Raw genomic sequence first — 15,675 nt, 5'->3', positions numbered from 1 at the left:
GCTACAACTCTCCCCATATCTCATTTGGTATTTCAAATCCAATGGTGGTTCCTTCTCCCACGTGACTTTGGATCATTATGCCTTTGGATTGTAATGCGTAATATAGATGAAGTCTTCGATCCACATTCACTAAACCAATCCCTTTACCGTTCGAAATAATTTTTTTTCCATCCTGCAGAGTGGCGTATAATTGCTGCACCATTGCTTCATCCATACCAGGTCCGCTGTCTATAACCATAATCCGTGTATAGTCAGGCGTGGTAGCAGCCTCAACACGGAGAACAACGGTACCTTGTTCATTTCTTTTTTCCACTCCGTGCATAATGGCATTCTCCACAAGTGGCTGAATCAGAAGTTTCGGTATCGGAATGCTACGGCATGCTTCATCCGCCTCAATACGCCAAATTAGACGGTCAACGAGACGCATTTCCATAATTTTAAAATAACGTTCGGCATGATCTAGTTCATCCCCAATTTTGACCCATTCATCCTCATCACTACGATTAATGACATAGCGGAATAATCCTGACATGGCGACAACATTATCCGCGAGCTCTGTTTCTCCTTTTTCGTCCAGAGACCAGAAGAAGGCTTCTAGTGTATTGAACAAAAAATGTGGGTTAATCTGGGATTGAAGCGCTTTCAATTCAGTACGACTTTGAATAATTTCCTTTTGATAGACAACTTGAATCATTTCATTGAGTGAATTAACCATTTGGTTATAGGAATAATTCAATTCTGCGATCTCCATTGTAGAAGAGGTATCTGGATTCAGCTTCAAATTGCCGAGTCGAGCACCTCGCATCGCACGTATTAAGTTCAAAATCGGCCGGGTGATCATCGTGGAAAGAACAAAGGAACTGACAAGGAATAACAACCCGCCAACGGCAATAGAGACAATAATAGACGTTCGCAGGACAGATACACCTTCAGTCGTATACTTAGCAGGTGTTAGCATTACAAGCGTCCAGCCCGTAACATCTGATTGCTGCTGTATTTTCATGTAACTCTCACCATGAATCATCACTGTTTCATCATCTCGACCTATTTCTGCAATAAGGCTCTCATCCGCTAGGAAATCAGCTGTTATTTTATTTCCCGCGCCATCTAATAAAATCATCAGTTCACGCTGTGGTTCATCCGATGTTCGTAATGAATCGGACAGTTCAAAATAATTCCGATCCATTCGTAGCATGATATATCCTCCATGTATAAAGGATCGGTTAATCAACCGTACACTTCGAATGGCGATGACACTCGTTGAGTCGCGCGGATCTAGGCCACACCAGACAAGCTTGCCCTTCTGTTCATCAGCTTGATAAATCCAAGATTCGGTCACACGATCCTGTAACAGCGCATCATCAAGCGGAAGTAATCGCCGATAATCCTCCGTATATAGCTCGAGTGAACGAATTCCTGTTCCATAAGCCTCATATCCGCGCACAACATCCTGAAGCGATTGTCTTTCACTGAAATTGACTTGCTTCCCACTGTGCTCTCTCGTAAGTATACTCTGTAAGGATGGATTCGTGGATACTTGCATAAGGAGCGAATCAACTTGTTGATAAAGCGCTTCCAATTTACCAGTCGCTTGTACCGCTGTTTGCTTAACAAGACGTTCAGCACTATTTCTCAGCAAGATAGAGGTCTGATTATAGGTAAATGTTCCACTGGATATGAGCACAATGACCATAACCAGCATGAATCCTATGAAAATTTGGTTGCGTAGCGTGTTCCATCCCTTTAGTCTATTCAAATCGTTTCCCCTCCCTTTAGAATTTTACAGGGCGTAACCTTTGGAAACATTATAGTCTGGTATCTTTTTTTTAGCTATGTAAACTCAATAAATGCTTTTGAGGAATATCAGCCACCTGTTGCAAGGAATACTCGTCCCCCCAATAATTTGACATAGCCAACTGGTTACTTTCAATATACAAGAAATAAAGAAAGTGCACCCCCTAGAATTCATCCATTAACCCAATTGGGCTTTGCCAAATGAATATTCTAAAAGGTGCACTTTTTGTTAATTTGAACATATTACTTATGATTACATGTTAAAGGTAATCATAAAGCGATTCATAATTGTTGCGACTTCAGCACGTGATACGGCACCCAGTGGATCAAGCATGCCTTTACCCTTACCAGAAAGTAAGTCGTTGCTTACAGACCACTTCATCGCATCAACTGCCCAAGTTGAGATTTTGTTCACATCTGTGAAAGCGACTAATGACTGGCTAGCGTTAATATTCAATTTGTTTGCTTTTGCATAATTGAATAGCATCTGTACAAGTTGTTCGCGAGTAATAGGTTGATCTGGAGCAAAGTGAGTACTATCAACCCCATTGACGATGTTATTCTGGCTTGCCCAAGCTACCGCATCACTGTAATAGGCATTCGTATTAACATCTTTGAAGTGAATTGACCCAACTTCAGGTTTACCCGCTAAGCGGTGCATAACCGTGACCAGCATACCACGAGTCATCGTATTGTTCGGGCTAAACGAATTTGCCGCGGTACCCGTGAACAATCCATGTTCCACAACATAGTTAATGGATGAATCTGCCCAGTGATTCGAAATATCACTAAAAGTAATAACAGGCTTAGTAGGCTCAGTTGGCTTCTGAGGTTGCTCTGGAAGTTTCTCGAAGGTCACAACAACTTGATCAGATGATTTCAGACCCGTCAATTGAGTGAGTGCTCCCTTAGATATCCCATTGATCGTAACATCTTTAACCTGATAGCCTTTGTCAGGTGTTATTGTAATATTGCCATTTGAATCAGCAGTAACTGTTCCTCCACCACCTGAGACAGACGCATTTGGCTTACTAGAACTGTTCCCTGGCGAACTGTTGCCTGACGAGTTGTTATCTGGCAAGTTGTTAGAAGGGTAGGCTCTAACGATAAAGGTATAGGGTTTATCTATGCTATGAGCATCGCGAGATATCGTTGCAGTCAATGTAATACGCATATCCCCCATACCAGAGGATGGACGTGTAACAATCGCGGTGTTGTTGTCGATGCGAATAATATTCGCATTACTACTCTTCCATTCAATCCTGGTACCATGCAACCCTTCAGAAGGGAGGGGAATGTTAGTAGTAATCGCACTCGTATCACCAAGTGTTGAAGTTACACTAGTAATTGTATCGGTAACTGCCTGCTCGTCGCTGAGCGCGGCGACATTAACAAAGATCGGATTGGAATAAAACCACAAGCCAGCATAGTTACGGTCATTAATATTATTGAAGCGTTCCTCATTCTGCTCCGGCTCGTCACCCCTAGCAAATGATTGATCTTGTAAAGGCTCGCCGTTCTCTGTGAAGCCTGCTACGTCTGTACCAAGGTTCGTACCGCGTAAACGATAATAACGGTTTGTATCCGCAGGTACCTTATAGGAGACAGTATAATAGCCGTCGACATCTGGTTGTCCCCAATCTTCTTTCGTAAAACGTTTAATGACTTTCGTCGTGTCATTGGTGGTATTGCTAGCATATTGACTTTCATCGATCTTGCCCGTCACTTCTCCAGAGATCAGATCGACATGATCAACATAGACATCATTGGTGACTGATGTATCGTGCGGGCTAATTTGTGCATAGTTGTTGTGCTCTGGGCTCTTGAATCGAATGCTGATTGTTGTAAGATCCCCTTCGGTCACTTGTAAATCCTCACCCATTTCAGCTTGAGCACCATTTCCAGTGGCATTGAATTCAAGCGCATTGATGAGATCACCATACACCGCATAGGATTTACCTGAACGCATACCCTCCACAATATCTTTGAAGGTATTACCCTCGACCCAAGTATTGTTTCGCGAGTACTCGCTAGGCCAATAACCGCTTGAATAACTTCGATTGCTGCTCACCTTAAAATGAAAGTCAGAATTTGTGAAGTTCCAGAAGTGGCGACCCTCACCAAGCATGGCATCCCACATTCCGCCGACCTTTGCGACCATGACGTCAGCTCCGCCGTATACGTCATTTAACTCCGATCTATTCCCACCAGCTGCCATTTGGTTACCCGGTAAACCTTCCATACCAAACACAATTTCAGGAGCAATATCATTCATCTTACGAAGGTCTTCGATAGTAACAACACCGCTACCACCATTATGTCTAGATGGATGGTTAAGCAATACATAGCTCTCCGGGTAATTTGTTTTTAGCCACTCAATAGCTTCAAAGGTTTTATTTTTATCAGGTTTCAATGTATCTTTATCAAGCCTTGCTCCCCAAAGAGCAGTCTCATTTGAATGAAACCTACCTGGAGCTGTATCGTAGCTGTACAACCACTCGAATTGATGAATAGCATCGATGGGTACTGCATCACTGTCGGAATCAATAATGCCGACAGCGCCATGATCCAATCCCATCATGTCCCATTCGAAACCAGAATAAATGGACTTACCTGCGTATTTGCCAGTAGCTTGGAGCGCTGAAAGCTTGTCCTGCTGTTCTTTAATCGCTTCCCAACGTGCAGTAGGCTTTTCGTTACCATCTGGATCTCGCGGCGAATTGCGCAAATGATCAGATAGCACGATGTAATCAAAGGGATTGCCGTAAGTCAGTGATGTAATTGTTTCTGCAGGCTTCTTGTCAAGATCCTCTCGAAACGCAGCATCGAGTACATTTTCCAATTTCATAAAAGATTCGGATGCATCTGCCGATTGTATGGTGTGGGTGTGGTACTCGCCTGACATCCATCTTCCTGTTGAATTGGTGGAAGGATTGTTCTCTGTTGCAGACACCGTCATCGCCGTACTCTGTGCAAGCATGCAAAAGGCGAATGAGGTACAAATTAAAGACTTCAACTTGCTGTTCATGTAGTTATACTCCCCTTCGAATGCATAATGATATCGATTTAAGTATATAGATGAACTGTAAATTCACATGTTAAAGAGATGAAGTAATTTGTAAACAATTCGCTTGGGAGCACAACTTTTATAATTTGTAGATATCCTGTCTACAACATATGAAAAAAACCGCTCAGTGAGCAGGTTCTTCTACTGGAGGTGAACCGTAGCTGTGCAAGACCACAATTCGCCGCCGTTTAATTTACAACGAACCGCTCACGAGGCGTCCCTCGTTCCATACCGCTTGACGCTCCGCCCTTCGCGCTATCGCTTCCGCCGAGCAACTTGCATGTAGCAGTACAAAGCTCGCGACGTCCCCAACCTTAGGCCATACCTGTTGACCTTTTGAATCGAGAGGCTTTATCCCCCCTGTAATGAAGCCGAGGGCTTGAGATAGCGATAATTCATCATTATACCCATACAATTCTGCGAACCGTCCTGCTTTATCTAATTGATCTCCATTTCCGAATGGAGACCAGTGATCCGTAAGACTATCCGTTGCCAATTTCACCGTTACACCGTTATTATATAGCATGGGGAGCGGCATCATTATTGTGCCAATCGGAACCGTCGAAACAATGGACATGCCTAGCGAGGCCATCCGTTTAGCAACTTCCTCTGCCTCTTGTGGCTGCGCACCTGCAAACCAGAATGCATGACTAACGGTTACCTTTCCTTGTAAACCAGCTTCTTCGGTCAGATCAGCTAATCGCATCAGAGTTTGCTTCCCCGCTTCATTTCCGTCATGTAAGTGAATATCAATACCAGCATTATTCAGAACCGCTAGTTCTACCATGGTCTGCAATGATTTCTCTATATCCCCATCTACTGTGAATGGATCTACTCCGCCTACATGGGTCGCCCCCTCTGCCAAAGATTGTTTTACGAGCTCGACAGAGTCCGATCGAAGTAGTCCATGTTGCGGAAATGCTACAATTTCAGATGATATTTTCCCAGAAAACATGTCTAGGGCTTGCTTTGTTGCCTCTAATCGGTGCAGTCCGCTAACAGGCTCGATGTTACAATGGGTACGAACATGAGTAGCCCCATATCCCTGTATTAGAGTCAAGATGCTTCCAGCTTGTTGTTTTGCCATTGGAAGGAGCTTCGGCAATAATATCTTCTCTTCCTCAATCCGTTCGAAGATACTTGATACAGGCTTTACCGCTTTCCACGGTCCATCGAAATACGTTTTATCCAAATGAATATGCGCCTCCTCAAAAGATGGCAGCATCAATAACTCTTTACAGTCATATTTGGGAAGATCACACTGAAGCGTTGTTTCCGTCCCAACAATTTCAGCAATAGCACTGTTCTCAATTCGTATATGACAAATCATTGTATTCGTACCAACTACTTGTCCATCTTCCATGTCATAACCCTGTTCTAATCTTACATTCGTTAACCAATAAGAAGCATTCAACATACTGTCTCATCCTTTTCGTAACTATTTAATATGTACCTTGCTAACTAAGCCCCAGCGTCTATCAATATACGTTCAATGGCTACAAAATGATGCGCTCTTGCATGCTCTAGCGGCGTAACGCCATCCCTATCTGGAATAGTTACATCTGCCCCATATTCAATAAGAATTTCTATGACCCGCTGTTGCGTTTCCCCGCCATTATTTAATATGATCGCTTCCATCAAAGCTGTCCACCCTAGATCGTTAACATGATTAACATCAACATCTGATCGAGTAAGCAACTCTTTGACAACTTCCACATAACCATGTTCCGAAGCTGGAATAAGTGCTGTTCCTCCATACCGATTCGTGATCGCCGGATCTGCACCTACATCGTTCATTAACTTCACAATTTCGAGGAATCCTTCCGCACCAGCATACAAGAAAGGATTGTCTAATTTATGGTCCTGTAAATTAATATCTGCTCCAGCTTTGATCAACGCTCTAACCGTATCTACCTTATTCCCGTACGTCGCGGCTAAAATTGGAGTTCGTCCTTGACCATCTCTAGTATTGATATCTGCCCCAGCTCATAAACCGCATAAATAGGCTACCTCATTCTCACGATTCTACTTGTATGGTACCATAGACTTTTACCCAATGAGAAATAATGGATACAAAATGACTGCCTGCACCGGCAGCGCGAACGTAACGAGCCTCCTTAGTATTCACCGTGAAACTAACTATTAAGTTCATGACTGACCGATATCGGAAATAGACAAGCAAGTTAAGGTCATACTGAATCGGATGTCGAGGACAAGTAAAAACCCATAACATAATGTTCTGGTTTTTTTGTAAGGAGGCGAGGCGAACCCCTGTCCGAAAATAACACATCTGTATCCCTCTTTATACCCTGACCACAAATAAAAAAGCCCCAAACATATTGTTTGGGGCATAGAGTTCTACATTAAAGTTTTACGACATTCTCGGCTTGTGCTCCGCGAGTGCCTTGTGTGATATTAAATTCAACACGTTGGCCTTCGTCCAAGGATTTAAAACCGTCTCCAGTGATCGCGCTGAAATGTACGAATACATCACTACCGCCCTCAACTTCGATAAATCCAAATCCTTTTTCTGCGTTAAACCATTTCACTGTACCTGTTTCCATATTAATTACCACCTAATTTAAATTTACATGACATTCTTATCTCTAAAAATAAAAAATCCACATATGGTACAAGGTTATTAATTTAAGAACAACCCTCTACACTATGTGTATTTGTTAGGACGCTACTTCAATAAATTTATTATAGCACATCTAAGTCTATTAAGATACTAATTTACAGGTATATGAATACATTGGTAAAAAATGATAGGTTATAATCCAGAGATTGAATCTCCGCGTTCTTCCACTCTGGCAATTCCACCAACGTAACACAGGATTCTACGGGTTTAATTACAGTTTTGATGTCACCCGAACGCCCCGTAACCAATCAATCCCTATTTGCTCACCGAGGATTTGTTAAAGGATCAACCTATTGTTCACTTATATCGCATTTTTCGTTGATACGTAGATAGCATAACTCCTGCTAGAATGTACAAAGACCCTAATATTTCTACACCTGTAATTGGTTTGTACAGTAATATTAATCCCATAATCATGGCTACAAAAGGCTCTAAATTAGATAGTACAGATACTTTTGAAGCATCAACATGTCGAAGAGTACCCTCGTCATAATAATCATAATTGCGAATGTTATCATCGTTACAACAATCCACATAAGTCCATTGTCAAAATGTAACGAGGATCCACCGCCTATTACAACGACACAATATATGCCTATGATCGTTAGAATTAGCCCCATCAACCTTTTATGCGAACAAGCCAGTTAAAATAGGAGTCATAGCTAAAATGATGGCAGATGTTGTTGGATCAGCTGTTTGTAAACCTCTGAAAAAGGACCATTGATTTATAAATACACCAATAACACCAAGAAATAAAATGGAGAGTACATCCGATTTATTCACTCGCTTGAAATTCTTTTTGTAAGACGTTAATCCAACTAAAAATACCACAATAAATAAAAGTCTCAGTGATGTTAACAGACCGGGGGAGAAGTCCTCAACTAAGATCTTACCAAATACAACATTGCTACCCCATACGACTACACAAAAAGTGAGCCAACTATAAGCTTTTAGCATCAATAATCACCCTTCAATAATACCGATTTCACGGCATGTCCATAAGCACACTAACAAAAAAATAGACCGCCTAAGGTACGCGGTCTATTGTACTGATGGTCAGTAAGCATCGGTTCTTCTTTGTAGTATTTATTATAACCTCCATGCTTTATTCATGCACCTCATTCATAGAGGAATTAATATCCTCTTTCAAAATTTTCGTTATTCAGAGATTTTGGGCTTAGTTTAATTGTAAAGAATAAGATTCACTCCAATATGAAGTTTAAAGCTCCAATTTGCTCGTTGACGTTATTAGTACACAACCCACCATGGAAACAGATCACTTTGCTTATATCGTAATCAAGAAATTTACTTAAAGATTTAAGAGCAGTAGACATATCCGGAGCAGTATGACCATTGGGGCCTCTTAATTGGCCATTCATACTGAACATCGCATCGCCAGCAATCAGAATCTTACTCCGCTTTAAATACAAGCTAATATGACCTAGCGTAAAAATCACTGATATACCGCCAAAGTAAGGGAGTTCATCGCCTTCACTTAGAATCTGGTTAACCTTTGCTTTAGGTGGATTAGTAACGTAATGCTGCATTTCTTCTGGAAGATCCAGCTTTAATAGAGGTCTTTCCCCTTCGATGTATGGTCGATCTATTTCATGAGCATATACTGTTAATTCAGTATCTAATTCTTCAATTAAGGTCGGTAAACTTCCTATATGATCAATGTCCTGATGAGTAAGAATGACAGAATGCAATCTATCTATTGGCACTACTCGTATTGCGTTTGAAATATTATTGCGTTGGTAATTAATACATACCTATTTCAGTAGCTACAATATAAATTAGACTTTATATTCGTCCACACGAAAAACAAAAAAGACACCTTAACGGTGTCTCTTCTGATAATACGTATGGTGGCAAACCGTGGCTGTGCAAAATCACAATTCGCCAGAGTTTGCTCAATGCATGCAAGTATTCCACCGCAAGGTGCCAGGAGTCAGCAACCATCTTTCCCATTACGTCGATCAGCAAGTGCCATCGCGGCGGCATAGCCGGAGCTCCAGGCCCATTGCAGGTTATAACCACCGCAATCTCCATCCACATCCATCACCTCGCCTGCCAAATAGAGCCCAGGTACTAACTTAGATTCCAACGTTCCTTCGATTAGCTCAGTCGTATCGATGCCACCGGCTGTTGTTTGCGCATTCGTGAAGCTATTCGTATCGGTCACTTTAAATTCCCAATGCTTCATGATTCTATAAAATATTTTCTTGGTTTTCCACGATAGATCCTGACAAAGCAGGTGAAGCTGTTGATCAATTCCTGCCTCTTTCAGCAGGACAGGAATCAGCTTCTTGTTTATGATTCCGATAAGGGAATCCGCAACAGTCCTGTGTCCGAAGATCCCCCAGTGCGTTTCCAGAAACTCAACTATCTCTTCCTCCGTGCGGCCAGGCATCAATTCAACCGATAATGTCACAGATTCTCCTCTACCGAGATTATACGCAGCCTTCCTGCTTAGCTGGAGTATTGGCGGGCCAGAGATGCCATAGTCCGTAAAAAGAATTTCGCCATATTCAGTGCGGATGACTTCATTGTTTACGATAATATGGGCATGTCCCTCGAATTTAATACCGGACAGTTCCTTCAAATGAGGATAATCTAATTTCAATTGCACAATGCCCGGCACAGGATCGATAAGCGTGTGTCCCAGACGTTGGACAAGCGTATAACCTGATCCATCCGTTCCGGTCTTCGGAGCAGTAAGCCCACCCGCACATAGAAATAGGTATTCGCTAGTATAAACAACCTGCTCCTCTGTCTCCATTTGACATTTAATCGTGAAACGCGGATGTTCCGTCGAGACGATAACATCCAACACTTTATTCTTGAAATATATCGGAACATTCCGATCCTCCAGAGCAAGGCGAAAAACACCCGGCACGGATGCGGCTTGCAACGACATGGGATACATCCGACCATCCTCTAAGGGTATAAGAGGAAGCCCGAGCGAGGAGAAAAAGTCGATCGTCTGGCGCACACCAAATTGCTGTAGAACAGGCAATGGAAATCCAGCCTGATTGCTGTGATACTTGTGCGATAAAGCGACCGCTTCATCCGTACCCGTCGCAGTGGATTCGTTCGTAATGTTGCAACGCCCATTGCCCGTCGTTAATATCTTCTTCCCCATCCGGTCATTGCTTTCAATAATTGCGGTATCAATACCTTGGTCCCGTGCAGTAAGAGCAGCCATCATACCTGCAGCGCCTGCACCGATAATTAACAGCTCGTGGTGCTTAGAATTCTGATCCTCATACATGTTGATCGATGCATCCCTTTTCCTATGAATTCATTAAATTTGCTTAGCAAGCGCCATCGCGGCCGCATAACCGGAACTCCATGCCCATTGTAGGTTATAGCCGCCGAAATCCCCGTCCACATCCATCACCTCGCCAGCCAAATAAAGCCCAGGTACTAGCTTGGATTCCAGCGTCCCCTCGATTAGCTCAGTCGTATCAATACCGCCGGCTGTTACTTGCGCGTTCTCGAAGCCTTTGGTATCGATCACTTTAAATTCCCAACGTTTCAATATTCGACAAAATATTGTTTTGGTTTTCCTCGAAAGATCCTGGCAAAGCAAGTCCGGCTGCTGATCGATGCCTGCCTCCTTCAGCAAGACAGGAACCAACTTCTTATTGAAGATGCCAAGTAGAGAATCCGTAACAGTCCGATGTCCGAAGGTCCCCCAGTGCATTTCCAAAAACTCAACTAACTCTTCCTCCGTGCGGCCCGGCATCAAATCAACCGATACGCTCACAGATTCCCCTCTTGCGAGATGATACGCAGCCTTCCTGCTTAGCTGGAGAACGAGCGGGCCTGATATGCCATAATCCGTGAAAGCAATTTCACCCTTTTCGCTGCGGATGACTTTACCGTTTACGATGATATGGGCTTGTCCCTGAAGCTTGATATTGGACAGCGCCTTCATATGCTGATAGTGCAGCTTCAATTGCACAATAGCTGGCACAGGCTCAACCAGGGTGTGCCCCAGACGTTCAACAAGCCTATAACCAGGACTATCTTTGTCCGCATTCGGACCGGTAAGTCCACCCGTACATAGAAAAAGGTATTCACTGGTATAAACAACCTGCTCCTCTGTCTCCGTTTGGCATTTTATCGTGAAGCGTGGATGATTCGTCGAAACAGTAACATCCAACACTTTGTTATTGAGGTATACTGGAACATTCCGATCCTCCAGCGCAAGTTCAAAAATATCCAGCACCGATGCAGCCTGCAGAGACATTGGATACATGAAGCCTTCCTTCAATCTTGTAAGCGGAAGCCCAAGCATAGAGAAATAATCGATGGTTTGACGGATGCCAAATTTCTGCAGTACCGTAATTGGAAATCCAGTCTGATTGCTGTGATACTTGCGTGATAAAGCGACCGCTTCGTCCGTACCCGTCGCAGTGGATTCATTCGTAATGTTACAGCGGCCATCACCTGTCATTAATATCTTCTTTCCAATCCGGTCGTTGCTCTCCAGAATGGCAGTATCGATACCCTGATCCTGCGCAGTAACGGCGGCCATTAGTCCTGCAGCACCTGCGCCGATAATGACTAATTTATGGTGGGTCCTATTTTGAAATTCATTCATGTTTTTCGATCACCCTGTTTCACATTGTAAATAAATATTATAACATTAAATGACTAGTAAATCCTAACTTACATCTGAACAAATATGACATCCTGATTAGAAAGGTGCATTGTCTGTTACTAATGGCCCTCCAGCGCTCTTACCATAATTATTCCCATTTCAGCGCGACTCATAGACATATTGGGTAAAAAATATATACGATTATCATGTATTGCCCAATATCCAATTCAAAAAAGGAGAGCTTCTAAAGCTCTCTATAGGCTGGCTACATCATCCCTTGAACGGGCTGATCTTCTTGGTACTCATAATATTGTGACTGAGCCTTTGCATGTATTTGTGCTTCCACTGAATGCTGCTTATATGGCTCGTCCACATACATGATTCTACGTTGAATTTGCATGAGCCCATTCACGACGCGAAGCGCGATCCAAAAAAGCACAAGCCCAACGCCTACGTAAAGCATATATTGCTGATTATAGGTCCAATCGATATGAAAATAACTAAACAAAGTATTTTCTAAAATATCAATCTTCATCTCATTCATCAAAATGATATGCACGACTGGAAGAGCAATAAATCCTAATCCTAGTGAAATCACCGTTACCATAATAACAAAGAATACAATGCCTGTTACAAATCTTAGTAATACGAGCAGCAGATTTCGAATGAATAGCCCACCATCAAAACCTCTCACCATTCGCATCAACCAGTTCTGCCCAGATTCAGACTGTTGATTGTAGGTATACGAAACGGGAGGAGTAGGTAAACCTAAAATTTGTCTAATCATGCTTTGTTCAAAATTCACAATCCCATTCAACAGCTTAGCTACTCCAAAAAACAATGGTATTCCGATAAATATTGGAGTTAAACCGATTGATAGTGCAAGTCCCGTTATCGCTACTGTAAAATAAATAATCCCTAACGGGAGAGATATCAATAAATAGAGGATCGTTGCATAGGTTTTTGGATTAAACAGCACCCAATTCACCTTACCTGTTGGCGCCTTTGCCGTCGCTTCTATGGCCTTCATATTCAAACACTCCTTTGACTTCATACGTCACATTTTGAGTTATAAATCCATTATATCCGTCTTATTTGCCTGACATAACCGTCTTAGGGCGTGTCTGAACCTAGACTTTAGACTAGGACTGTTCCTGTACAGATGAAATTATTAAAGCAAAGACGCTAATTTTCTTCTTATCCTGCTGATGAGGCTGACATTCCGCATATGGCAAAAGGTTCAGTGAAAGAACTCAGCGAAGCAGGCCAATAGACACCCCCTCAACATTTCCCACGAACTCCTTCGAACCATTTCTAAGAATATAGAAAGACTAAAGAATCAGCCCCTCGTTCCCTTATATCGCGACTTCCGTTGATATGTAGATAGCATAACTCCTGCTAGAATGAACAAAGACCCTAATATTTCTACACCTGTAATTGGTTTGTACAGTAATATTAATCCCATAATCATGGCTACAAAAGGCTCTAAATTAGATAGTACAGATGCTTTTGAAGCATCAACATGTCGAATATTATTATTCCAAATAAGTGTGGCTATGCCATGTACAACAACGGCAGTTCCGATTAACAGCGTCCAATCCGTCATATTCGAGCTCATTCGTAAAGGTGTATCTAGCGAGAAGGCAAACGGAATCGATACTATAAAGCCCACTAGATTCGAATATAATGTGATTGTGAACGGATCTATTCTTTGCGAGAGTACCCTCGTCATAATAATCATAATTGCGAATGTTATCATCGTTACAACAATCCACATAAGTCCTTTGTCAAAATGTAACGAGGATTCACCACCTATTACAACGACACAATATATGCCTATGATCGCTAGAATTGACCCCATCAACATACGGATCGTTAATTTTTCCTTCAAAAAGAGAGCTGCTAACAAGCCAGTTAAAATAGGAGTCATAGCTAAAATGATGGCAGATGTTGTTGGATCAGCTGTTTGTAAACCCCTGAAAAAGGACCATTGATTTATAAATACACCAATAACACCTAGCAATAAAATGGAGAGTACATCCGATTTATTCACTCGCTTGAAATTCTTTTTGTAAGACGTTAATCCAACTAAAAATACCACAATAAATAAAAGTCTCAGTGATGTTAACAGACCGGGGGAGAAGTCCTCAACTAAGATCTTGCCAAATACAAAATTGCTACCCCATACGACTACACAAAAAGTGAGCCAACTATAAGCTTTCAACATCAATAATCACCCTTCAATAATACCGATTCCACGGCTTGTCCATAAGACCCAACAAAAAAAAAAATAGACCCCCATCGTAAAAGGATCGTAAGGTACGCGGTCTATTGTACTGACGGTCAGTATGCATCGGTTCTTCTTTGTAGTATTTATTATACCCTCCATGCATTATTCATGCACTTCTATAATCTACCATTTTGATTTAATTCTCCTATAACAAATCATCCCTATACTAAATAGAGTAAGGTAACACCATCACTTATATACGAAGGGGATCGACACTTATGGGAATTCACACTTATTTTCAATCGCTCAACGATCTCGAACGTATTATTCGCTGTCCAGGTAAATTCAAATTTGAAGAACACAGTGTATCTGCTCATTCGTGGAAAGTTGTGCAATATGCTAAAACCTTAGCCGATATTGAGGAAAGTAATGGCGTAACTGTGGATTGGAAGAAACTTTACGAAATTACAAGCAGCCACGATTACGGTGAAATATTTATTGGAGATATCAAAACTCCCGTGAAACATTATTCTCTCGAACTTCGTGGTATGCTCCAGCAAGTAGAAGAAGGAATGATTGCACATTTCATTGACGAAAATATTCCAGAGGAACTCAAATCGATCTTCCGTAGACAATTACGTGAAGGTAAGGATGATTCCGTAGAAGGGTTAATTCTTGAAATGGCTGACAAACTCGACCAAGTCTACGAAGCCTTTACTGAACTAAGAAGGGGCAACACGGAGAAAGAATTTGTTGTCATGTACCGCGAGGCGTTGATTAAAATCAAGAATATCAAACTACATTGTGTAGATTATTTCTTGCAGCACATACTTCCTGATCTTGTTGAGGAAAGTTCCAATTGTCCTGTTGATATCAAAAAGATTACAAAAGAAGCATTAGACTTCTAAGTGTCTTATCTATAACTCTCACGAAATGCAATTCCACTTATGCTATTCTAGCTATTCCACCGATTTCTGAATTCCCCTCTTGATTGGCTCGTACCTTCAACTACAAAATCGTATGTCACTAGAACTTATTCACCCTCCCCCAGTATTCTAAGTGCAGAAATAACAGCTTCTTCTCTAGATGCTGTTTGTTTTGGTGGCAATCAATTGTTGCCGCGCCCTATTACTCCGACCTATGGAGTGAATAAATGTGACTTGGGTCCCCCTGATGTTTTTACTCACAAAGAAACACAATTTGATCACCTCACTCGGTGGTTGCTGTATCTTCTATATCATAATTTTCATTCACACTCGTAAAAACATCTAAATTTTTAGTATTGAAATACTATCGGGCAGTCCTAATAATTGTTCTTAAATTTGAATCTC

Annotated in this window: 13 protein-coding genes and 1 pseudogene; 1 reads left to right on the top strand and 13 read right to left on the bottom strand. The window is 41.9% G+C overall.

From position 1 onward, the window contains the following. Position 1 precedes the first annotated feature (1 nt). The 13 genes and pseudogenes from BW961_RS17865 to BW961_RS17815 all read right to left on the bottom strand — a co-directional run bounded on the left by BW961_RS17865 (position 2) and on the right by BW961_RS17815 (position 14,341). Positions 2–1,756: a sensor histidine kinase gene (locus tag BW961_RS17865; RefSeq protein ID WP_068584513.1), complete on the bottom strand. Its 1,755-nt coding sequence runs from the start codon at positions 1,754–1,756 to the stop codon at positions 2–4. Between the two features lie 291 nt (positions 1,757–2,047). Further along, positions 2,048–4,822: an S-layer homology domain-containing protein gene (locus BW961_RS17860; RefSeq protein ID WP_068584521.1), complete on the bottom strand. Its 2,775-nt coding sequence runs from the start codon at positions 4,820–4,822 to the stop codon at positions 2,048–2,050. A 232-nt stretch (positions 4,823–5,054) separates the two neighbouring features. After that, positions 5,055–6,278: an amidohydrolase gene (locus BW961_RS17855; RefSeq protein ID WP_082867439.1), complete on the bottom strand. Its 1,224-nt coding sequence runs from the start codon at positions 6,276–6,278 to the stop codon at positions 5,055–5,057. A gap of 44 nt (positions 6,279–6,322) precedes the next feature. Then, a pseudogene (locus BW961_RS17850) lies at positions 6,323–6,844 on the bottom strand (ankyrin repeat domain-containing protein); the annotation flags it as partial. A 34-nt stretch (positions 6,845–6,878) separates the two neighbouring features. Continuing rightward, positions 6,879–7,151 carry a hypothetical protein gene (locus BW961_RS29955; RefSeq protein WP_068584524.1) on the bottom strand — a complete coding sequence of 91 codons (273 nt, stop codon included), beginning with the start codon at positions 7,149–7,151 and terminating at the stop codon, positions 6,879–6,881. Positions 7,152–7,224: 73 nt separating this feature from the next. After that, positions 7,225–7,425: a cold-shock protein gene (locus BW961_RS17845; protein ID WP_068584527.1), complete on the bottom strand. Its 201-nt coding sequence runs from the start codon at positions 7,423–7,425 to the stop codon at positions 7,225–7,227. Between the two features lie 374 nt (positions 7,426–7,799). Further along, complete coding sequence (locus BW961_RS31755; protein WP_342190430.1) at positions 7,800–8,036, bottom strand: EamA family transporter; 237 nt, start codon at positions 8,034–8,036, stop codon at positions 7,800–7,802. Positions 8,037–8,129: 93 nt separating this feature from the next. Continuing rightward, positions 8,130–8,459, bottom strand: a complete 330-nt coding sequence (locus BW961_RS31750) for a DMT family transporter (protein ID WP_342190429.1) — start codon at positions 8,457–8,459, stop codon at positions 8,130–8,132. Between the two features lie 245 nt (positions 8,460–8,704). Further along, on the bottom strand, positions 8,705–9,235 hold the full coding sequence (locus tag BW961_RS17835; protein WP_326110848.1) for an MBL fold metallo-hydrolase: 531 nt from the start codon (positions 9,233–9,235) through the stop codon (positions 8,705–8,707). 218 nt (positions 9,236–9,453) lie between these two features. After that, the gene (locus tag BW961_RS17830) at positions 9,454–10,776 is read right to left on the bottom strand and encodes a BaiN/RdsA family NAD(P)/FAD-dependent oxidoreductase (protein ID WP_068584531.1); all 1,323 of its coding nucleotides are present in this window, start codon (positions 10,774–10,776) and stop codon (positions 9,454–9,456) included. A gap of 33 nt (positions 10,777–10,809) precedes the next feature. Beyond that, on the bottom strand, positions 10,810–12,114 hold the full coding sequence (locus BW961_RS17825; protein WP_068584534.1) for an aminoacetone oxidase family FAD-binding enzyme: 1,305 nt from the start codon (positions 12,112–12,114) through the stop codon (positions 10,810–10,812). A 265-nt stretch (positions 12,115–12,379) separates the two neighbouring features. Beyond that, positions 12,380–13,144: a sensor domain-containing protein gene (locus BW961_RS17820; RefSeq protein ID WP_068584537.1), complete on the bottom strand. Its 765-nt coding sequence runs from the start codon at positions 13,142–13,144 to the stop codon at positions 12,380–12,382. 309 nt (positions 13,145–13,453) lie between these two features. Next, positions 13,454–14,341: a DMT family transporter gene (locus tag BW961_RS17815; protein ID WP_068584541.1), complete on the bottom strand. Its 888-nt coding sequence runs from the start codon at positions 14,339–14,341 to the stop codon at positions 13,454–13,456. A 281-nt stretch (positions 14,342–14,622) separates the two neighbouring features. On the opposite strand from BW961_RS17815, the gene BW961_RS17810 reads away from it, so the two are divergent. Next, positions 14,623–15,252 carry a YfbR-like 5'-deoxynucleotidase gene (locus tag BW961_RS17810; protein ID WP_068584544.1) on the top strand — a complete coding sequence of 210 codons (630 nt, stop codon included), beginning with the start codon at positions 14,623–14,625 and terminating at the stop codon, positions 15,250–15,252. Positions 15,253–15,675 lie beyond the last annotated feature (423 nt).

Source organism: Paenibacillus macquariensis, from assembly GCF_900156375.1.
GTDB classification, from domain to species: domain Bacteria; phylum Bacillota; class Bacilli; order Paenibacillales; family Paenibacillaceae; genus Paenibacillus_AQ; species Paenibacillus_AQ macquariensis.
The sequence above is the reverse complement of the archived record's forward strand: the minus strand, read 5'-3'. Positions and strand labels throughout refer to the sequence as shown.